Raw genomic sequence first — 19,011 nt, 5'->3', positions numbered from 1 at the left:
TTTGCTGTCTGGAAAGACGCCTTCGCGAGCAGGCTCGCTCCCACATTAGATCTTCAGTGCACAGAGATTTTGTGCAATGCATCAATCCAATGTGGGAGCGAGCCTGCTCGCGAAGAGGCCAGATCATCCACCGCACAACTTACTGTTCAAACAACGCCTTCTGCCCCTCCGGCGAGGTCAGCATGCCATCGCCGTTATGCCCGACCCCGGGCACTTCCACCAGCCGCTGATTGACGCCCTCGGGATGGCGGCGCAGCAAATAACCGAAGTAAAACTTGCCACGCTCCAGGCGATACGCACCCTGCGCTTCGGCTTCACAACCCTTGTCCAGGGCTGGATGCTTGGGATCGACGTCCTGCTGTCCAAGCAGATAAATCACCTCGCGTTTGACGTAACTGCTCTCAAGCTGCAACGGCGTTTGCCCACCGGCATACACCGGCATGTCCGACAAACCGTACTTCCAGCGATTGAAGCCTACGCACTTGGCGTGATCGAACGCCACCGGCCGTTGCTCATTGAAATACGCATAGGAAGACGGATTGGCCACCACATAGCGCAGGCGAATGCCGTTGGCCTTCAACGCTGGCTGATCCTTGGCCAGCAGGGCATAACGCTGCACCACCTGGCCGCCGCCAGAGTGGCCGAAGATCACAATCTGCTTCACGTCGGGAAACTGTTTGCGATCGCTGATCCGCGCGACGATCTCATCGAGCGCGGCGTAGGAACTCAATGGGTTCGGCCCTGTGGATAATCCGCCGCCCATCCAGTCATTGCCCTGCCAGCGCAGCAAGGTCGGCGGCAACGAATACAGGGCCACGTCGCTTTCATTGAGAAACTGCGGGGCAATCACCAGCGTATGAGCGGTTTGTCCCGCCAGCTCCGCCGCACTTTCGGCGCTTTTGCGATAGGTCTCGGCGTTGCGTAGTCGGCCATGAATGACGATCAGCACGCGCTCGATTTTCTCCGGCGCAGGACCAATGCCCACAGCCATTTCCCCGGCCTTGAGTTGCAAACGACCGGGGCTGATCGCATCGACACCGGCGGCTTGCGCAGTGCTGCCAACAATCAGTAACGCCAAAAGCCATTTATGCATTTACAGGTTTTTCGCCGCGAAGGTGTCGCACTGGCCGACCTGGCCCTGCGCGAATCCGGTTTTGAACCAGCGCACCCTTTGCGCCGACGTACCGTGGGTAAACGAGTCCGGCACCACACGGCCCTGACCCTGTTGTTGCAGGCGATCATCACCGATGGCGTTTGCCGCGTTCAAGGCCTCTTCGATATCGCCCGGTTCCAGCCAGTTCAAACGCTTCTGCGCACTGTAGGCCCAGACGCCGGCGAGGCAGTCGGCCTGCAATTCCTGACGCACCAGCAAACCGCCATCACCTTCCATCTGCCGACCTTGCTGACGGGCTGTCTGAATTTTCGCCGAGACGCCGAGAAGCGTCTGTACATGGTGTCCGACTTCATGCGCTATCACGTAGGCCTGGGCAAAGTCGCCCGCCGCTTTGAAGCGTTGCGACATTTCCTGGAAGAACGCCATGTCCAGATAGACCTTCTGGTCGGCGGGGCAGTAGAACGGGCCGGTGGCCGAGGTGGCCAGACCGCAGGCGGAATTGACCCGGTTGCTGAACAGCACCAGAGTCGGGTCTTTATATTGGCGCCCGGCCTGTTGGAAAATCGCGCCCCAGGTGTCTTCGGTATCGCCGAGGATCGAGCGGACGAATTCGGCCTGTTCATCGTTGGCCGGCGGTGCCTGACGGGTTTGCGAGGTCGGCGCCGATTGTTGGGTGGATTGCCCGGCGAGCTGACCGAGGATCTGCATTGGGTCCTGGCCGGTGATCCAGCCGATACCGACGATCAGCAGAATTGCTCCAAGGCTCAGGCCTTTGCCGCCGCCGAAACGCATACCGCCACCGCCGCCGGCATCATCACCACGGGCATCGACGACGTTGTCACTGCGTCGGCCTTTTTTCCATAGCATGTGGGAATCCTCTGTGTGTATCGGGTGGTGATGAGTGTTGCTGTTGTGTGAGTGTGGCGCCAGTCCGGTCGTCCGTCTATTGGCCACATGCAAACAGGCCCGGCCTCGTGCTGACGAGGTCGGGCCTGTTATTGACGGTCTGGCGCGCGGCAAATTCAATCCCGCGCAGGATTTCTATCGCCGGATCATTAATCAGCGATCAAACGCATCCCACTCGGGGGCGAAATCCGGGCTGACTTGACGCTCGCGCTTCGATAGCGCGGCAATCAATGCGCGGTCTTCATCGTCGAGTTCGACCTGCAGCGATGCGAGGTTGGCCAGTTGATTGGCGCGGCTGCTGGCCTTGGGAATGGCCGCAACATTCGGCTGATCGAGCAACCATTTCAACGCTACCTGGGTCGGCAACACACCGTGTTTGTTGGCTATCTGTTGGATCTGCGAGATGTCCGAGACCTTATTGCGCGCCAGGGGGGTGTAGGCCGTCAGTGCCATGTCGTGTTGACGGGCGTAGTCGAGCAGGGCGTTCTGGCCGAGAAGGACGTGGTACTCGACCTGAATCGCTGACAGACCGATGCCGTATTCCTCGACGACTTTGCGCAGCAGTGGCAGCGGGAAATTCGCCACGCCGATGTTGCGCGCCAGGCCTTGCTCCTTGAAGGAGGCCAGCGTGGCGAGGGTGCGTGGCAGGTCCCAGTCGGTGGTCGGCCAATGAATCATGAACAGGTCGACGTAGTCACTGCGCAAGGCAGTGAGGCTGCGGTCCATGGAATGGCGCATCGCGTCGGGTTGCAACTGATCCCACCAGACCTTGCTGGTGACATGAATCTGCTCGCGCGGTGTCGGCGTATTCGCCAGTGCTTGTCCGACGGCGTCTTCATTGTTGTAGGCCGCTGCCGTGTCGATGTGTCGATAACCCAGTTCCAGCGCTTGCTCCACGGCGCGGGTGCATTCGTCGCCAAGCATCGGCCAGGTGCCGAGGCCGAGTTTCGGCATGTTCAAACCTTGGGCGTTAACGATGTGCTGCATGGTCGATCTCCTGTTCGAAAGCAGTCATGCCGGCTATGTGCCGGGCGGCGATGTAACCGAAAGTCAGCGCCGGGCCGAGGTTGATCCCGCCCGCCGGGTAGTGGCCGCCCATGATGCTGGCCATGTCGCCACCCGCTGCGTAGAGGCCGACGATGGGCTGTTCGCGGGCATCCAGCACTTGCGCGTGGGGATTGACCTTGAGTCCGGCGAAGGTGCCGAAGCAGCCCGGCTGGACTTTCACGGCATAGAGCGGGCCGGTGTCTATTGGGGCAACGCAGGGGTTGGGAAGGTTCGCCGGATCACCCTGTTTGCGGTTGTAGGGTGTTGCGCCGCGACCGAACAACGGGTCTTCGCCGTGACAGGCATGGCGGTTGTAGTTATCCACAGTCTGGCGCAAGCCGCTCGGGTCGATGCCGCAGGCAAGGGCCAATTCTTCAACGGTGTTACCGGTTTTCAGATAGCCGCTACGGATAAATTCTGACACTGGCAGCGGAAACGGCCGCGATATGCCCAGGCCATAACGCCGTTGAAAGGCGTGGGTGCAGATCAGCCACGAGGCGACTTCTTCACCTTCCGGCGCAGCAGCGACCATGGCGCTGACGTAGTCGTAATAACCGTTGGCTTCGTTGACGAAACGTTGGCCGTTACTCAGCACGCCGATGATCCCGGGTTTGCCGCGCTCGATGATGTGTGGGAAATGACCGGTGCTGCCGTCGGCATGTGGCACTTGCGATACCGGTGCCCACGCCACGGGCGAAGCCACATCGGTATTGACCCGTGCACCGACGCTTTCGCCCAGGCGCAGGCCATCGCCGTTGACGGCCAGCGGTGGCAGCGCCCAATGCTCGTGACCGGTCGGCGTGCGCGGGAACAGGGCTTTGCGTCGCTCGATGTCATTGGCAAAACCACCGGCGGCGAGTACTACGGCTTTGCGTGCATGAATGCGGATCGGGCCTTTGCCTGTGTTGACCACAGCCCCCGAGACGCGCGAGCCATCACGCAGCAATTCCGTCACAGGCGCCGACTCCCAGAGCAGAACGCCAAGGTCTTCGGCGGACTTCGCCAGCCTTGCCACCAGCGCCACGCCGTTGACCAGTTGCATCGCCCGGCCATGCACTACGAGGTCGAACAGGTGCCGAGTGAAGCGCCGAGCGACATGCCATGCGGCTTTCAGCGAACGGGTCAGATTGAGGAAGGCCGACAGATCGGCGCCGGCCATGATCGGCATGCCCATGAAGGATGTTTCGCGCATCGTTGTACGAAGGCGCTTGAGCAAGCGTCCGACCTTGCGTCCATCGTAAGGCGCGGCGATGACCGAGCGGCCACCAGTGCCAGCGCCCGGCGTGTCGCCATGAATGTCGGCAATGGCGTTGCCGTCGGCAAATTGCAGGGCGGTGTGCTGCTCGAAAAACGCGACCATGCGCGGCCCGGCTTCAAGAAAGGCATCGATCATCGCCGGGTCAAAGTGCTCGCCCAGTTCATGGCGCAAATAGGTGCGCGGTTGTTCGATGTCTTCGACGATGCCGGCCCGACGGGCCAGCGGATTGCACGGCACCCAAGCCCAACCACCGGACCATGCGGTGGCGCCACCGAATACCGGATCCTTTTCGACGACGATGACTTTCAAGCCATGCCACGCGGCGGTGACGGCGGCCGACAACCCGGCGGCGCCAGAACCGACGACCAATACGTCGCAGTCGATATCAGGGAGTTCGGCAGACATCAAACAACGCTCCAGCGATGAATTGTTTTTGGAATTTGATTCCAGAAAATAACCAGTGATGGCGCAGCGCGACAAGCCTTGACTGAACAAAGCGGGCGGTTATCGAACAACCGGTTCCGGATTTCGCTTTGCCGCTGATGTCTTCTAGAATCGGCAAAATTTCCTTTGGATATCCCCATGGCCGGCAGTCAGATCGAACGGGTTTTCAGTGTGCTGGAAGCCCTTACCAGTGATCCGCGCGGGCTACCGATGCAGACCCTGGCCGAGCAACTGGATATCCCCAAAAGCGCAACGCACCGCTTGCTCGCCGAGTTGATTCGCTTGGGCTATGTGCGGCAGAACGCGGAAACCTTGCGTTATCACCTGTCGACCAAACTGGTCGCGATGGGCTTCCAGTATTTGTCGAGCAGCGGCGCCGATATCGTCCAGCCAGTGCTTGATCGACTGGCGCAGGAAACCGGTGAACTGGTGCGTTTGGGCGTGATCGATGGCGAGCGCCAGACCTGGATTGCCAAGGCACAAGGCGCGCGCACCGGTCTGCGTTATGACCCGGACATGGGCCGCGATGCGCCGCTGTTCTACACCGCCTCCGGGCATGCGTGGCTGGCGTGCATGAGTGACGCCGAGGCGTTGTCGCTGGTCGAGCGGCAGGCGGCGGAGGTGCCGGTGGGTGTCGGGCCGAATGCGCCGCGCTCCAATATTGAATTGCTCGAGCGACTGCGCCTGGCCCGTGAACAGGGCTATGCCTGTGTCGAGGAGAGTTCGGCCGTGGGGACTTCGGCGATTGCGGCGGTGGTGAAGCATCCAACGGATGGTCGGGTGATTGGCGTGCTGAGTATCGCCGGGCCGAGTGCGCGGATGCCGGGGGCGCGGTTGCATGAGCTGGCGCCGCTGTTGCTGACCTTCACCGAGGAATTATCAGCAGCAAGCCTGGCCTCGGAACTGTTTATCTAATCCGCCGAAAATCCCCGATAGGAGCTGCCGAAGGCTGCGATCTTTTGACCTTGTCTTTCAATAGCAAAATCAAAAGATCGCAGCCTTCGGCAGCTCCTACATGGATATTCGGTTGGCGTGAATTTGTGCGGTGTTCGCACGGTTTTGCGGTTGATGGGTGTTTGATTCTGGAACTCGGTTCTAAATTGTTTGCGGAGTGTTATTCCGAGAACAATCACAAGAGGACCGCACCTTGAATTCGCCCCTTCGAATCGCCTTGATCGGCGCCGGCAACATGGGCCAGCAACATTATCGGCATCTGCAAACCCTCAACGAAGCGACGCTGTGCGCAGTGGCTGATCCGGGGCCGCAAGCAGCAGGGCTTGCGGCTGAATGGGGTATCAGGCATTTCGCCGATCACCGTCAGATGCTCGAGCAGATCAGGCCAGACGCAGTCATCGTCGCCAATCCGAATAATCAACACGTCAGCACCGCGCTCGATTGTCTGGCGGCGGGTGTGCCGGTGCTTCTGGAGAAGCCGGTCGGGGTGCACCTAGATGAGGCGCGCGAGCTAGTCTCGGCGGTCAAAAGCAGCGGCGTGCCGGTGCTGGTCGGCCATCATCGGCGCCACAACCCGCTGATCGTACGCGCCCATGAGTTGGTACAGAGCGGAGCGCTCGGGCGTTTGACCACGGTCACCGCGCTGTTTCAGTTGCGCAAACCCGACAGTTATTTCGAGATCCCGTGGCGCCGCGAACCGGGCGCCGGGATGTTGCTGACCAATCTGATTCACGACCTCGATCTGCTGCGTCACCTGTGCGGTGAAGTGCGCTCGGTGCAAGCGATCACTGACAACTCAGTGCGCGGTTTCGCCAACGAAGACAGCGCGGCGGTGTTGCTGCAATTCGAGGGTGGCACATTGGGCACATTGTGCGGTTCCGACGCGGTCGCCGCGCCGTGGAGTTGGGAGCTGGATTCCGGCGAGAACCCGGTATATCCGCGCCAGGCCGATCAGCCGTGCTATCTGCTGGCGGGGACTGCCGGCGCCTTGAGCATTCCGCAACTCAAACGCTGGCATTACGCCGCCGATCAGGTCGACGCCGGTTGGCATGAACCGTTGCTAGTGGTCGAAGAGTCCTACAACGGTGAAGAAGCTTTACGCTTGCAGTTACAGCATTTCGTACGCGTGGCGCGGCGTGAAGTCGAGCCACTGGTCAGCGCGGCCGATGGCGCCCGCACCCTTGCGCTGATTGAAGCCATTCGCGAGGCCGCCGCTACCGGTCGAGCCAGCGCCCCTGCACTGATCGAGGCTTGAACATGAGTGAACGAATCCTCTCATTGGCCAGCCTTACCGTGCTGGAGTTATCGCCACCGCAAATGGTCGAAGTCGCTGCACGTGCTGGTTACAGCCATGTTGGCCTGCGTCTGGAACCGGCAACACCTGAGGAATATCACTTCCCGTTGGTCGCCGATGGTGATTTGCGGCGGCAGACGTTGGCACAGTTGCGGGATACCGGAATTCGCGTGCTCGACGTGGAAATCCTGCGTCTGAAGCCGCAAACCGACGTCGCCGATTTCGAGAAACTTCTTACGGTCGGTGCGGAATTTGGCGCTACCGAATTGCTGGTTGCCGGTAACGATCCTGACGAACAGCGGCTCACCGATAACTTTGCGGCGCTGTGCGATCTGGCCGCGCCTTACGGGTTGCACCCGCATCTGGAGTTCATGCCCTGGACCGATGCGCGCAACCTCGAACAAGCGCTGCGCATTGTCGAGAACGCTGATCGGGAAAACGCTGCGGTGCTGGTTGATGCGTTCCACTTTGATCGTTCGGCGTCACGCTTGGAGGATCTGGCAGAAGTGTCGGTGTCGCGCCTGCGTTATGCACAGTTATGTGATGTCGCGGGGCCGCGACCGTCAGACATGGCCGAGATCTTGCGTCAGGCGCGCAACGAGCGGCGGTTTCCCGGCGAGGGCGATTGCGATCTGCTCGGGTTGTTGAAAGCGCTGCCGACTAATATTCCACTGAGTCTGGAAATTCCCACGGTGAAACTGCTCGAGCAGGGCGTGAGCGGATTAAAGCGAGCGCAGATGGCGATCGACAGAACCCGGGAATTGTTGGCGCGGCTGTAAGCGGTGCTGCGCACCTATCGCGGGCAAGCCCGCTCCCACAGGGGGAGGCGAGGCTGCCTGCGCAGCTTTTGATTTTTTACGGCACCACAAGGAAATCCAATGACCGTCAGCACCCCGCTCTCCGGAGTCAACCAACCTTTCAAGGGGATCTTGCTGATTGTCGTGGCAACCTTCCTGTTCTCCAGTCACGACGCGCTGTCGAAATACCTGTCCGGTTTCTATCCGATCGTGATGGTGGTCTGGGCGCGCTATCTGGTGCACACACTGCTGATGGCGGGGATTTTTCTGCCGCAATCCGGGTTGCGCGTCCTGCGCACCAAGAAGCCGTTATGGCAGTTGACCCGAGCACTTTGCCTACTCGGTACGAGCCTGTTTTTCACCACGGCGCTGCTGTACATCCCGTTGGCGGAAGCCACGGCGGTCAACTTTCTTGCGCCAGTGTTGGTGACCGCATTGTCGGTGCCGCTGCTCAAGGAACGAGTGACGCGCGGGCAATGGATCGCGGTGATCTGCGGCTTTATCGGCGTGCTGATCATCGTCCACCCGGGCGGTGAATTGTTCACCCCGGCGGTGTTGCTGCCGTTCTGCTCGGCGCTGTTTTTCTGTTTCTATCAATTGCTCACGCGCAAGCTCGCCGAAGTGGACAGCCCGACCACCAGCAATTTTTTCGCCGGGTTGTGTAACACGCTGGTGATGAGTGCGCTGGTGCCGTTCTTCTGGCAGGTACCGACGCTGACCCACGCCGGGCTGATGCTGGCGCTGGGCAGTTGCGGGATGACTGCGCATTTGTTTCTGACCCAGGCGTTCCGCCATGCCGCACCCGCACTGCTGGCGCCGTTCGGTTATTGCCAGATTGTGTTTGCGGGGTTGTTGGGCTGGTTGCTGTTCAATCACACGCCGAGCTTGTTGACGATTGTCGGCATTGCGGTGATCTGTTGCAGCGGACTGGCGGCAGCGTGGCAGCAAAGCCGTCGTTGAGGGATACGCAAACCCCTGTTTAGGAGCTGACGAGTGAAACGAGGCTGCGATCTTTTGATCTTCAACATCAAGATCAAAAGATCGCAGCGTGCCGCAGCTCCTACAAGGAAGCCGGGTGTAGGCAGATTACTCGGTGATGGTAGGAATCTTGCGCGGTGCCATGAAGTACATCCACGTCAGCGCAATGAAGTACATCGCCGGGATCAAGGTGAACAACACGGTGTAGTTGTTGTTGGTGACGGTGAGGATGTGGCCGACGATCTGGGTCATGAACATCCCGCCAATCGCCGCACACATGCCGCCGAAACCGAACACCGTGCTCATCATGTGCTTGGGCGTGTAGTCCATCACCAGGCTCCAGATGTTCGCCGTCCAGGCCTGGTGCGCACCGATCGCCAGAGAAATCGCAGCCACCGCCACCCACAGATTGGCAGAGCCAGCCGCCATGACCACGCCGATGATGCAGCAGGCAAACAGGAACATCGACAGTAGCCGCGCCTTGATCGAGTTCATCCCGCGACCGATCAGGAACGAAGACAAGATGCCCCCGCCGACGCTACCGAAGTCAGCCGTGACGTAGATGATGATCAGCGGAATGCCCATCTGGGTGACGTTGATGCCCAGGTTGTATTGCTGATTGAGAAACGGCGGCAGCCAGTACAGGTAGAACCAGAACACCGGCGCGGTCAGCGAGTAGGCGAGGGCGAAGGCCCAAGTGCCACGCATACGGAGGATTTTCGAGAAGGGCACACGAGCCTGTTCCGGTTCGACTTCTTTCTGGATGTAGTCCAGCTCGGACTGCTTAACGCTCGGATGGTCTTCCGGGTTGAAGTACTTCAAGCCCCAGAACAACAGCCAGATCCCGCCGAGTGCCGACATGCACAGGAACGCCGCTTGCCAGCCCCATACGTGCAGGACCAGGGGCAGCAGCATTGGCGTGAACATCGCGCCAACGTTGGTGCCGGCGTTGAAGATGCCGGTGGCCACTGCACGTTCGCCGGCCGGGAACCACAGGCGCGTGGTTTTCACGCAGGCCGGGTAGTTTGCCGCTTCGGTCAGGCCGAGGATGAACCGGCAGACCATGAAACCAACAGCCGAAGTCGCCAGACCGTGGGCACCGGTGGCCAGGCTCCACAGCAGCACGGCGCAGAAGAACACGCGTTTGACTCCGACCCTGTCGATCAGGCGGCCCTGCAGGACGAAGCCGATCGCGTAGCCAACCTGAAACCAGAAGTTGATGTTGGCGTAATCCATCGCCGTCCAGCTCATTTCCTTGGCGAGGATGGGCTGCATGACGCCGAGGGCGGCGCGATCGATGTAGTTCAGGGTAGTGGCGAAAAAAACCAGCGCCAGCATGCCCCAACGGGTCTTGCCGACAGCCATGGCGCCGCGGATCTTGTCGCCGATGCCACCCGTGGCAGTGCTCATGGCCGGAGCCATGCGGGAAGTCTGTGAAGGAATCATGTGTTCCACCCGTTTTTGGATTTGTTATTTGGTGTGCTTTTTCTGTGCACGCTGCGACCGGTGGTTCAGATCCGGACTCAATGTGCGGTCGATGTTGGGCAGTGGACGAAAAATCGTCAATTCGCCAAACCGCCATTGTGTTCGATAATCGCACGCAAAACTAACCGGGTAGTACACTTTAAATTGCTGCCGCGTTCGATGCAGCCAATAATTTCCCTCACTATAAAAACCTATCCCATGTAGGAGCTGCCGCAGGCTGCGATCTTTTGATCTTGATCTGAAAAGCAACATCAAAAGATCGCAGCCTGCGGCAGCTCCTACATTAAAGCGGCGCAGTCCGGGAGTTGAAACATGCAGCGTTCCATTGCCACCGTTTCCTTGAGCGGCACCCTGCCGGAAAAACTCGAAGCCATTGCCGCCGCCGGGTTCGACGGGGTGGAGATTTTTGAAAACGACCTCCTGTACTACGACGGCAGTCCACGGGAAATTAAACAGATGTGCGCCGATCTCGGTATCGCCATCACTCTGTTTCAGCCGTTCCGCGATTTCGAAGGCTGCCGCCGCGATCGCTTGGCGCGCAATCTTGAGCGCGCCGAACGCAAGTTCGACCTGATGCAGGAACTGGGTACCGATCTGGTGCTGGTCTGCAGCAATGCCTCGGCCGACAGCGTCGGCGACCAACAAATTCTGGTCGATGACCTGCGCCTGCTCGCTGAACACGCTGGCAAGCGCGGTTTGCGCATTGGTTACGAAGCGCTGGCATGGGGCCGTCACGTCAACACTTATCAACAGGTCTGGGACATCGTGCGTCAGGCCGATCACCCGAGCCTGGGCGTGTTGCTCGACAGCTTTCATACCTTGTCGTTGAAGGGCGATCCGCGCGCTATCGCCGACATTCCCGGCGACAAGATCTTCTTCGTGCAAATGGCCGACGCACCGATTCTGCAAATGGATGTGCTGGAGTGGAGCCGACATTTCCGCTGCTTCCCGGGACAGGGCGAATTCGATTTGCCGGGGTTCCTCGCGCCGATCATCCAGAGTGGTTACACCGGGCCGTTGTCGCTGGAAATCTTCAATGACGGCTTCCGCGCCGCGCCGCCACGGGCGAATGCCGCCGACGGTTTGCGTTCGCTGCTGTATCTGGAAGAGAAGACTCGCCAGCGTCTGGAGCAGGAAGCCCAGCCTGTGGCCAATCGCGAAATCCTCTTCGAAACACCGAAGGCCAGCGAGTACAACGGCATCGAGTTTCTTGAGTTCGCCGTGGATGAAAGCCTCGGCGCCAAGTTGTCGAACTGGCTGGAGCGCCTCGGTTTCGTCAAGGCCGGGCAGCACCGCTCCAAGAGTGTGAGCTTGCTGCGTCAGGGCGACATCAACCTGATCCTCAACTCCGAACCGTATTCGTTTGCTCACAGCTTTTTCGAGGCTCATGGCCCGTCACTGTGCGCCACCGCTGTGCGGGTCAAGGACAGCGCCAGTGCCTTGGCCCGCGCCGTCGCTTACAAAGGTCAGCCCTATCGTGGACTGGTCGGCCCCAATGAACTGGAGTTGGCGGCGGTGCGCGCACCGGACGGCAGCCTGATTTATCTGGTGGATGAGCACGCCGATGTCTACGGCACCGATTTCAATCTGCTGGCAGATGCGCCCGCCCGTGGCGGTCTCAAGCGTATCGACCACATGGCCATGGCACTGCCGGCCGACAGCCTCGACAGTTGGGTGCTGTTCTACAAGAGCCTGCTGGATTTCGAGGCGGACGATGAAGTGGTACTGCCCGACCCGTACGGGCTGGTGAAGAGCCGCGCACTGCGCAGTCGCGACAGTTCGATCCGCTTGCCGTTGAACATCTCCGAGAACCGCAACACCGCGATCTCCCATGCGCTGTCGAGTTATCGTGGCTCCGGTGTGCACCACATCGCCTTCGATTGTGACGACATCTTCGCCGAAGTCAGCCGCGCCAAAGAGGCTGGTGTGCCGTTGCTGGATATTCCGCTCAACTATTACGACGATCTCGCCGCGCGTTTCGATTTCGACGACGAATTTCTAAGTGAACTGGCCTATTACAACGTTCTGTACGACCGTGATGCGCAGGGCGGCGAGCTGTTCCACGTCTACACCGAACCGTTCGAAGGGCGCTTCTTCTTCGAGATCATCCAGCGCAAGAACGGCTATGCCGGGTATGGCGCGGCGAACGTCGCGGTGCGTCTGGCGGCGATGGCCAAATCTCGCAGTGGTGCAGTGCGCCAGGCGAAGTTGTAGGAAATTCGTAAACGCGGGATTAAACACGGGCCGCGCGGCTTCCTTCACTGTGCTGCGCGGCCCATAATCGCCGCCTGTGCAGTGATGGCCGTGAGCCCGCAATGACGATGAATACAGAACTTTCCGCAGCTCCTGACGTTTCCGCTGTAGAGCCGCGCAAGAGTCGCAAGAACAACCCGGAAAAGACCCGCGAGAACATCTTGCAGGAGGCAATCGTCGAGTTCGTCCAGCAAGGCTTGTCCGGTGCCCGCGTCGATGCGATCGCCGAGCGCATCCACACCTCCAAACGCATGATCTATTACTACTTCGGCAGTAAGGAGCAGTTGTACGTCGAGGTGCTGGAAAAGCTTTACGGCGATATCCGCAGCACCGAAAACCGTCTGCATCTGGCCGAATTGGCGCCGGTGGAGGCGATTCGGCGACTGGTGGAGTTCACCTTCGATCACCACGACCGCAACGTCGATTTCGTGCGTATCGTCAGCATCGAAAACATCCACAACGCCGAATACGTGAAGCGTTCCGACGCGATCAAGGCGATGAACAACACCATTCTTGATTCACTCGGCGAGATTCTGCGTCGTGGCGCCGAAGAGGGAGTGTTCCGTGCAGGGCTGGATGCGCTGGATGTGCATTTGCTGATCAGTTCGTTCTGCTTCTATCGCGTGTCGAACCGGCACACATTTGGCGAGATTTTCCAGATCGATCTGCCCGATGAAAGCATCAAGCAGCGGCATCGCGAGATGATTTGCGAGTCGGTGCTGCGCTATCTGCAAGCCTGACACCGACCTTTGTGGGAGCGAGCTTGCTCGCGAAAGCGTCTGGTCAGTTATACCTCTGCTGACTGATATACCGCTTTCGCGAGCAAGCTCGCTCCCACAGGGGGATAAGGTTGATCTTCAACCATTCATGCTTTGAAAATGCGCGAGCATCCGCTGCGCATCCGGCACCACGCCACTGAACAGTTCAAACGCCTTCACTGCCTGAAACACCGCCATATTGCCGCCATCCAGCGTCCGGCAACCTAGTGCACGGGCGTTACGCAGCAGTTCGGTTTCCAGCGGGAAGTACACAATCTCCGCCACCCACAATTCTTTGCGCAGCAGCTCGACCGGCACCGGCATGCCCGGCAGTTTGGCCATGCCCATTGGCGTGGTATTCACCAGCCCGTCAGCTTCATTCAACGCGCTCGGCAGATCATGGCCGGCCACCGCGCGACCGGAGCCGAAATGCTCATTGAGATTGTTCGCCAGGCTCCCGGCGCGCTCACTGTCGACATCGAAAATAGTCAGTTGCTGCACGCCTTCGCTCAGTAATGCGTGGGCCACCGCCGCACCGGCGCCACCGGCGCCCATCTGGACCACACGTGTACGGGCAGCGTCCTTCAGGCCACGGCGGAAACCTTCGGCAAAACCGAGGCAGTCAGTGTTGTGGCCGACACGTTTGCCGTCCCTCAACACCACCGTGTTCACCGCGCCAATGCCCTTGGCTTCCGGCGATAATTCGTCCAGCAGCGGGATGATCGCCTGCTTGCACGGGAACGTGATGTTCAGCCCTGTGTAATTCATCCGCTCGGCCGCTAGCAGCAGGTCGGGCAGGGCGGCGCTGTCCATTTTCAGTTGATCGAGATCGATCAGTCGATACAGATAACGCAGACCTTGGGCATCACCTTCGTGCTCATGCAGCGCCGGCGTGCGCGAGGCCTGAATGCCGGCGCCAATCAGCCCGGCGAGTATTACGTTAGAGCGAGACATGCGCGTTACCCCTTCAACCGCTGGCTGAAATGTTCCAGCGCCAAGCGATAGCCATGGCTGCCAAAGCCGCACATCACCGCGGTGGCAATCGCCGAGACAAACGAGTGATGACGGAACGGTTCGCGGGCGTGGACGTTGGACAGGTGCACTTCGATCACCGGCAATTCACTGGCCACCAGTGCGTCGCGAATCGCCACCGAAGTGTGAGTCCACGCGGCCGGATTGATCACGATCCCGGCGCAACGGCCACGGGCGGCGTGAATCCAGTCAAGCAGTTCGCCTTCGTGATTGGTCTGGCGAAACTCCACGGCCAAGCCGAATTCTTCGGCCGCGCGACCGCACAGAGCCGAGATATCCGCCAGGGTTTCGTGACCGTAAGTCGCCGGCTCGCGGGTGCCGAGCAGGTTCAGGTTCGGGCCGTTGAGCACCAGAACGATAGGGGGCATGAGGGGTAACTCCACTTATTGTTTTTGGCTTTGACCGAGGGTTTCAGCCTGTGGAGATAAAATGTACTAGATGGTTACCATGGTCAATTGAACAAAAATGGACGTGGCGTTTTATGTTCGGTGATCGCACAGAAGCAATATTGATGTCGATATGACGACAGCTTTGCTTACGTTTTTTACCGGAGATTGACCGACTCATGACCCGTTCCGACGCTAGCCTGAAAAGCGGTGAAACGTCATGTGCCGATCACCAGTCGTCGGATTTGAAAGGAATCTTGAATCCTGAAACTTATTAACCTAACGGATGGGTTAGCATGAAGGTGTGCAGCTACAAAGGATTGTCGATTGTCATCATGTTGCGAGATGAGCATTGCCCCCCGCACGTTCACGTGAATGCAGGTAGCTGGAGCGCCCCATTACAGTTCAGTTTCTGGCACAACGATATTGAGCTTTGGGATGTCATGCCGCTTTCTCGTCGACCACCATTAACCGTGCTGGAAGGCTTGTGTCGATCTCTTGAGCAGCCTGCTCATCTGCGACGAGCACGCGGGATCTGGTGGTCAAGATTGCAAACTGTCTGTCTCGACAATCAATTGTGGGACAGCCATTCAAACGAATTGCTGGGGATGAAACTCGTCACTGACAAGACATACAGAGTGGGATCGGCGCGTTGTCTGCCAGAAGAGGGCAAAACTCTTCTGACATTGATAGGCGCATTGGAAGGAGTGGAAATCGATTTATGAAAGTCATCAAGGCTAAGCCATCCACACATCGTCCACTGACGGAGGAGATGATCGACGCCGCCATCCTGCAAGGGGAGGCACGCCAAGCGAGTAGCTTGCAGGCTGTCTCCGTAACCTTTGAAGAATCATCTCTGGTCATCCGTTTTGAGGATGGCAGTGGTGTGTTGCTTCCGGTGAACCAGTATCCAGAGTTTGACGGGTTTGATGCAGGTGATTACGAGGGGCTGACAGTCGGCTTCGCAGGCACTGCGCTTTGCCATGAGGGCAAAGACCTTGACGTTTCCATTGCCGGGATGATTTCAGCGAGCCCGTCACTCATGAGGATGGCTGCGTCGGTGGTTGCTTCACGTAACGGTCGTCAAAGCAGTGCTGCGAAGTCCGAAGCTGCTCGGGCGAATGGCAAAAAGGGCGGGCGACCACGCAAGGCCGATCCCGCGTTGTAAACACCCACAAAAAAGCCGTCAATCACGACGGCTTTCTTGTGTCAGCTAACCGCTATCAACGCCGGGTCAGCAACACACCTGATTCCATGTGATGCGTCCACGGGAACTGGTCGAACAACGCGCACTGGGTAATACGGTGCGTGTCGTGCAACTGGGCGATGTTCGCCGCCAGGGTTTCCGGGTTGCAGGAGATGTACAGAATGTTGTCGAAGCGCCGGGTCAGCTCGCAGGTGTCCGGGTCCATGCCGGCGCGCGGCGGGTCGACGAAGACGCTGCCGAACTCGTAGCTCTTCAGGTCGATGCCTTGCAGGCGACGGAACGGGCGCACTTCGTTGAGCGCTTCGGTCAGTTCTTCGGCGGACAAACGCACCAGAGTGACGTTATCCACAGCGTTTTCGCTGAGGTTGCTCAATGCCGCGTTGACCGAGGTCTTGCTGATTTCGGTGGCCAGCACTTTGCGTACGCGGGTGGCGAGCGGCAGGGTGAAGTTGCCGTTGCCGCAGTACAGCTCCAGCAGATCGTCCGTGCGATCGCCCAATGCCTCGTACGCCCAGTTGAGCATCTTCTGGTTCACCGTGCCGTTTGGCTGGGTGAACGCGCCTTCCGGCTGGCGATAGCTGAAAGTGCGACCGCCGACTTCGAGTTTCTCGACCACGTAATCGAGGCCAAGCACTTCGCGTTTACCTTTCGAGCGACCGATGATGCTGACGCCGAGATCCGCCGATAGCTTGGTGGCTGCCGCGTGCCAGTGTTCGTCCAGCGGACGGTGATAGCACAGGGTGATCATCGCATCGCCGGACAGGGTGGTCAGAAACTCCACCTGAAACAGTTTGTGGCTCAGCGCCGAACTGGCTTGCCACGCCGCTTTCAACTGCGGCATCAACTGGTTGATGCGCAGGCTGGCGATCGGGAACTCTTCGATGAGGATCGGAGTGCGTTTGTCGTCCTGGGAGAACATCGCGTAATGCCGCTCGCCGCCTTCGCGCCACAGGCGGAATTCGGCGCGCAGACGGAAGTTCTGCAGCGGCGAGTCGAACACCGTCGGCTCTGGGGCATTGAACGGTGCCAGCAGGTCACGCAAACGCGTGACCTTGGCTGCAAGTTGCTCGGCGTAAGCCTGGGAATCGAATGTCATGCGTTGAACCAACCCAACTTGATCACGAACAGAATCGACAGAATCACCAGCGCCGGGTTCAGCTCACGGGCGCGGCCCGACAGAAACTTGATCACGGTCCAGGAGATGAAGCCGAACGCGATGCCGTTGGCGATCGAGTAAGTGAACGGCATGGCCAGCGCGGTCACCACGACCGGTGCGGCGACGGTGATGTCGTCCCAGTCTATTTCCGCCAGGCCCGAAGTCATCAACACGGCGACGAACAGCAGTGCCGGCGCGGTGGCGAAAGCCGGAACGCTGGCCGCCAGTGGCGAAAAGAACAGCGCCAGCAGGAACAGAATCGCCACAACGATGGCCGTCAGACCGGTACGGCCGCCGGCACTGACGCCGGCTGCGGATTCGATGTAACTGGTGGTGGTCGAAGTACCCAGCAACGAACCGGCCATGGCCGCGGTGCTGTCGGCGATCAGTGCTCGACCCATTTTCGGCATCTGGCCGTCCTTGCCCATCAGGCCAGCGCGCTTGGCGACGCCGATCAGGGTGCCGGAGTTGTCGAACAGGTCGACGAACAGGAAAGCGAAAATCACGCTGACCAGACCGATGTCCAGTGCGCCTTTGATGTCCAGTTGCAGGAAGGTCGGGGCCAGCGAAGGCGGCATCGAAGTCACGCCGCCAAATGGGGTGAAGCCCATGGCGATCGAGACGATGGTCACCGCCAGAATGCCGATCAGCACGGCGCCACGCACTTTCAGCGCTTCGAGGGCGACGATCAGGGCGAAGCCGAGGGTGGCGAGAATCGGCGCAGGTTGTTTCAGGTCACCGAGGCCGACCATGGTCGCCGGGTTGCTGACCACGATACCGGCGTTGTGCAGGGCGATCAGCGCCAGGAACAGGCCGATACCGGCGGCAATCGCCGAGCGCAGCGGCAACGGGATGCTGTTGATGATCCATTCACGGATGCGGAAGATCGACAGCAGGAAGAACAGCACCGCCGAGATGAATACTGCACCCAGTGCCACTTGCCAGGTGTGGCCCATGTGCAGCACCACGGTGTAGGTGAAGAAGGCGTTCAGACCCATGCCCGGGGCGAGGGCGATCGGGTAGTTGGCGATCAGACCCATCACTGTCGAGCCGATGGCGGCCGCCAGACAGGTGGCGACAAACACCGCGCCTTTGTCCATGCCGGTCTCGCCGAGAATGCTCGGGTTGACGAACAGAATGTAGGCCATGGCCAAGAAAGTCGTGATGCCCGCCAGAATCTCGGTGCGCACGTTGGTGTTGTGTGCCTTGAGTTGAAACAGCCTTTCCAGCATGTCTGCTCCCCGTGGCGCGCGTGGCGCCGTGAATGTATCGACCTCAACAGCAAAGCACAGACCGTCGCAAGCGCCTGAAAAATTGTGGTGGGCCGGAAAAAGCCGCGCATCATACCAGCAGCGTGAGGAATATGGCGGTTGTTGGTGTCGATCGTCGGCGAAGTTTTGCCTTGAAGCCAACTGCGCCATACTGCGCGCTGATTTTTTCGGGGCGGGAAGCGCATGAGCAGGTGCTGGATGAAGGTTTTGGGTTTGATTGCCGTACTGATGGCCGGGATGTCGACAGCCTGGGCGGCATCGGCGCCACCATTGACGCAAGTGAAGGTGATCAAGGTGCAATCGCCAGCCTGTGGTCTTGAAGACATCGCCGATGGCCAGACGCAGACCCAATGCAATCACGGCGGACCGAATATCAAGGTTTACGTGCTCGAAGTCGGCTACGGCAAGAGCCAGCCTCAGGTCGCACTGGACGGATTCGAAGTGAACGGCACCCGTGCCCCGGTGTGTGCCTTTGATAACGGCAATCTGACCGAATGCACTCCCGGTAATAAAACCGTCGGTTCTCTGTATACCTTCGATCTGGCGGGCAAACAGGAAGGCACTTTTACCTTCAGCAACACCTCGATCAACGCGCCACGCAACACGATGTCGACCCAGCTTTACATCAAGTAACGGCTGATGCAGCGCGATCCGGGTGAAGCTGACTACGC

Annotated in this window: 19 protein-coding genes; 10 read left to right on the top strand and 9 right to left on the bottom strand. The window is 59.5% G+C overall.

All coding sequences use genetic code 11. The features are described from left to right. Positions 1-139: 139 nt before the first annotated feature. From RMV17_RS25685 to RMV17_RS25670, 4 genes are all read right to left on the bottom strand, one after another. Positions 140-1,093 carry an alpha/beta hydrolase family protein gene (locus tag RMV17_RS25685; protein WP_034153807.1) on the bottom strand — a complete coding sequence of 318 codons (954 nt, stop codon included), beginning with the start codon at positions 1,091-1,093 and terminating at the stop codon, positions 140-142. Further along, positions 1,094-1,981 (bottom strand): neutral zinc metallopeptidase, encoded by an 888-nt coding sequence (locus RMV17_RS25680; protein WP_034153808.1) that lies wholly within the window; start codon positions 1,979-1,981, stop codon positions 1,094-1,096. 192 nt (positions 1,982-2,173) lie between these two features. Beyond that, positions 2,174-3,007: an aldo/keto reductase gene (locus tag RMV17_RS25675; RefSeq protein ID WP_311883516.1), complete on the bottom strand. Its 834-nt coding sequence runs from the start codon at positions 3,005-3,007 to the stop codon at positions 2,174-2,176. Continuing rightward, positions 2,991-4,730 (bottom strand): FAD-dependent oxidoreductase, encoded by a 1,740-nt coding sequence (locus RMV17_RS25670; RefSeq protein WP_311883514.1) that lies wholly within the window; start codon positions 4,728-4,730, stop codon positions 2,991-2,993. The genes RMV17_RS25675 and RMV17_RS25670 overlap by 17 nt, the downstream gene beginning before the upstream one ends. A gap of 177 nt (positions 4,731-4,907) precedes the next feature. On the opposite strand from RMV17_RS25670, the gene RMV17_RS25665 reads away from it, so the two are divergent. From RMV17_RS25665 to RMV17_RS25650, 4 genes are all read left to right on the top strand, one after another. Beyond that, on the top strand, positions 4,908-5,684 hold the full coding sequence (locus tag RMV17_RS25665; protein WP_311883513.1) for an IclR family transcriptional regulator: 777 nt from the start codon (positions 4,908-4,910) through the stop codon (positions 5,682-5,684). A 232-nt stretch (positions 5,685-5,916) separates the two neighbouring features. After that, positions 5,917-6,978: a Gfo/Idh/MocA family oxidoreductase gene (locus RMV17_RS25660; protein ID WP_311883511.1), complete on the top strand. Its 1,062-nt coding sequence runs from the start codon at positions 5,917-5,919 to the stop codon at positions 6,976-6,978. A gap of 2 nt (positions 6,979-6,980) precedes the next feature. Next, complete coding sequence (locus tag RMV17_RS25655; protein ID WP_311883509.1) at positions 6,981-7,796, top strand: sugar phosphate isomerase/epimerase; 816 nt, start codon at positions 6,981-6,983, stop codon at positions 7,794-7,796. Positions 7,797-7,895: 99 nt separating this feature from the next. Beyond that, entirely contained in the window at positions 7,896-8,774 is an 879-nt protein-coding gene (locus RMV17_RS25650; RefSeq protein ID WP_311883506.1) for a DMT family transporter, read from the top strand. A gap of 126 nt (positions 8,775-8,900) precedes the next feature. On the opposite strand, the gene RMV17_RS25645 is transcribed toward RMV17_RS25650, so the two are convergent. Continuing rightward, on the bottom strand, positions 8,901-10,238 hold the full coding sequence (locus tag RMV17_RS25645; RefSeq protein ID WP_311883504.1) for an MFS transporter: 1,338 nt from the start codon (positions 10,236-10,238) through the stop codon (positions 8,901-8,903). A gap of 351 nt (positions 10,239-10,589) precedes the next feature. Here RMV17_RS25645 and quiC point away from each other — a divergent pair, with 351 nt between their 5' ends. Then, a complete protein-coding gene (gene quiC / locus RMV17_RS25640) occupies positions 10,590-12,491 on the top strand; it encodes a 3-dehydroshikimate dehydratase QuiC (protein WP_311883502.1) in 1,902 nt (633 codons plus the stop codon). 101 nt (positions 12,492-12,592) lie between these two features. Beyond that, complete coding sequence (locus RMV17_RS25635; protein ID WP_311883500.1) at positions 12,593-13,270, top strand: TetR family transcriptional regulator; 678 nt, start codon at positions 12,593-12,595, stop codon at positions 13,268-13,270. Positions 13,271-13,387: 117 nt separating this feature from the next. Here RMV17_RS25635 and RMV17_RS25630 read toward each other — a convergent pair whose 3' ends face one another. Then, positions 13,388-14,242 carry a shikimate dehydrogenase gene (locus RMV17_RS25630; RefSeq protein ID WP_108227117.1) on the bottom strand — a complete coding sequence of 285 codons (855 nt, stop codon included), beginning with the start codon at positions 14,240-14,242 and terminating at the stop codon, positions 13,388-13,390. 5 nt (positions 14,243-14,247) lie between these two features. Beyond that, positions 14,248-14,688: a type II 3-dehydroquinate dehydratase gene (gene aroQ, locus RMV17_RS25625; RefSeq protein WP_102899935.1), complete on the bottom strand. Its 441-nt coding sequence runs from the start codon at positions 14,686-14,688 to the stop codon at positions 14,248-14,250. A 314-nt stretch (positions 14,689-15,002) separates the two neighbouring features. On the opposite strand from aroQ, the gene RMV17_RS25620 reads away from it, so the two are divergent. Both RMV17_RS25620 and RMV17_RS25615 read left to right on the top strand, forming a co-directional pair. After that, on the top strand, positions 15,003-15,431 hold the full coding sequence (locus RMV17_RS25620) for a DUF4160 domain-containing protein (protein WP_311883496.1): 429 nt from the start codon (positions 15,003-15,005) through the stop codon (positions 15,429-15,431). Then, on the top strand, positions 15,428-15,874 hold the full coding sequence (locus RMV17_RS25615; RefSeq protein WP_311883494.1) for a DUF2442 domain-containing protein: 447 nt from the start codon (positions 15,428-15,430) through the stop codon (positions 15,872-15,874). The genes RMV17_RS25620 and RMV17_RS25615 overlap by 4 nt, the downstream gene beginning before the upstream one ends. A 55-nt stretch (positions 15,875-15,929) precedes the next feature. On the opposite strand, the gene trmA is transcribed toward RMV17_RS25615, so the two are convergent. Continuing rightward, on the bottom strand, positions 15,930-17,009 hold the full coding sequence (trmA, locus tag RMV17_RS25610) for a tRNA (uridine(54)-C5)-methyltransferase TrmA (protein WP_311883492.1): 1,080 nt from the start codon (positions 17,007-17,009) through the stop codon (positions 15,930-15,932). After that, a complete protein-coding gene (locus RMV17_RS25605) occupies positions 17,006-18,301 on the bottom strand; it encodes an NCS2 family permease (RefSeq protein ID WP_311883490.1) in 1,296 nt (431 codons plus the stop codon). Before RMV17_RS25605 ends, trmA begins: the two co-directional genes overlap by 4 nt. Before the next feature lie 32 nt (positions 18,302-18,333). Here RMV17_RS25605 and RMV17_RS25600 point away from each other — a divergent pair, with 32 nt between their 5' ends. Together RMV17_RS25600 and RMV17_RS25595 are read left to right on the top strand one after the other, a co-directional pair. Next, positions 18,334-18,660 (top strand): hypothetical protein, encoded by a 327-nt coding sequence (locus tag RMV17_RS25600; protein WP_311887105.1) that lies wholly within the window; start codon positions 18,334-18,336, stop codon positions 18,658-18,660. Continuing rightward, positions 18,569-18,973, top strand: coding sequence for a DUF4879 domain-containing protein (locus RMV17_RS25595; protein ID WP_311887088.1), 405 nt, complete (start codon positions 18,569-18,571; stop codon positions 18,971-18,973). Before RMV17_RS25600 ends, RMV17_RS25595 begins: the two co-directional genes overlap by 92 nt. Positions 18,974-19,011: the final 38 nt, after the last annotated feature.

The organism is Pseudomonas sp. VD-NE ins, assembly GCF_031882575.1.
Taxonomy (GTDB): domain Bacteria; phylum Pseudomonadota; class Gammaproteobacteria; order Pseudomonadales; family Pseudomonadaceae; genus Aquipseudomonas; species Aquipseudomonas fluorescens_BZ.
This window is presented reverse-complemented; position numbering and strand designations above follow the sequence as displayed.

Excerpts from the sequence above, each read along its gene's own strand:
- quiC (WP_311883502.1), top strand. The coding sequence starts at position 10,590 with ATGCAGCGTTCCATTGCCACCGTTTCCTTGAGCGGCACCCTGCCGGAA.
- aroQ (WP_102899935.1), bottom strand. The coding sequence starts at position 14,688 with ATGCCCCCTATCGTTCTGGTGCTCAACGGCCCGAACCTGAACCTGCTC.
- RMV17_RS25655 (WP_311883509.1), top strand. The coding sequence starts at position 6,981 with ATGAGTGAACGAATCCTCTCATTGGCCAGCCTTACCGTGCTGGAGTTA.
- RMV17_RS25595 (WP_311887088.1), top strand. The coding sequence starts at position 18,569 with ATGGCCGGGATGTCGACAGCCTGGGCGGCATCGGCGCCACCATTGACG.
- RMV17_RS25670 (WP_311883514.1), bottom strand. The coding sequence starts at position 4,730 with ATGTCTGCCGAACTCCCTGATATCGACTGCGACGTATTGGTCGTCGGT.
- RMV17_RS25635 (WP_311883500.1), top strand. The coding sequence starts at position 12,593 with ATGACGATGAATACAGAACTTTCCGCAGCTCCTGACGTTTCCGCTGTA.
- RMV17_RS25685 (WP_034153807.1), bottom strand. The coding sequence starts at position 1,093 with ATGCATAAATGGCTTTTGGCGTTACTGATTGTTGGCAGCACTGCGCAA.
- trmA (WP_311883492.1), bottom strand. The coding sequence starts at position 17,009 with ATGACATTCGATTCCCAGGCTTACGCCGAGCAACTTGCAGCCAAGGTC.
- RMV17_RS25600 (WP_311887105.1), top strand. The coding sequence starts at position 18,334 with ATGTATCGACCTCAACAGCAAAGCACAGACCGTCGCAAGCGCCTGAAA.
- RMV17_RS25645 (WP_311883504.1), bottom strand. The coding sequence starts at position 10,238 with ATGATTCCTTCACAGACTTCCCGCATGGCTCCGGCCATGAGCACTGCC.
- RMV17_RS25675 (WP_311883516.1), bottom strand. The coding sequence starts at position 3,007 with ATGCAGCACATCGTTAACGCCCAAGGTTTGAACATGCCGAAACTCGGC.
- RMV17_RS25665 (WP_311883513.1), top strand. The coding sequence starts at position 4,908 with ATGGCCGGCAGTCAGATCGAACGGGTTTTCAGTGTGCTGGAAGCCCTT.
- RMV17_RS25650 (WP_311883506.1), top strand. The coding sequence starts at position 7,896 with ATGACCGTCAGCACCCCGCTCTCCGGAGTCAACCAACCTTTCAAGGGG.
- RMV17_RS25680 (WP_034153808.1), bottom strand. The coding sequence starts at position 1,981 with ATGCTATGGAAAAAAGGCCGACGCAGTGACAACGTCGTCGATGCCCGT.
- RMV17_RS25620 (WP_311883496.1), top strand. The coding sequence starts at position 15,003 with ATGAAGGTGTGCAGCTACAAAGGATTGTCGATTGTCATCATGTTGCGA.
- RMV17_RS25615 (WP_311883494.1), top strand. The coding sequence starts at position 15,428 with ATGAAAGTCATCAAGGCTAAGCCATCCACACATCGTCCACTGACGGAG.
- RMV17_RS25605 (WP_311883490.1), bottom strand. The coding sequence starts at position 18,301 with ATGCTGGAAAGGCTGTTTCAACTCAAGGCACACAACACCAACGTGCGC.
- RMV17_RS25630 (WP_108227117.1), bottom strand. The coding sequence starts at position 14,242 with ATGTCTCGCTCTAACGTAATACTCGCCGGGCTGATTGGCGCCGGCATT.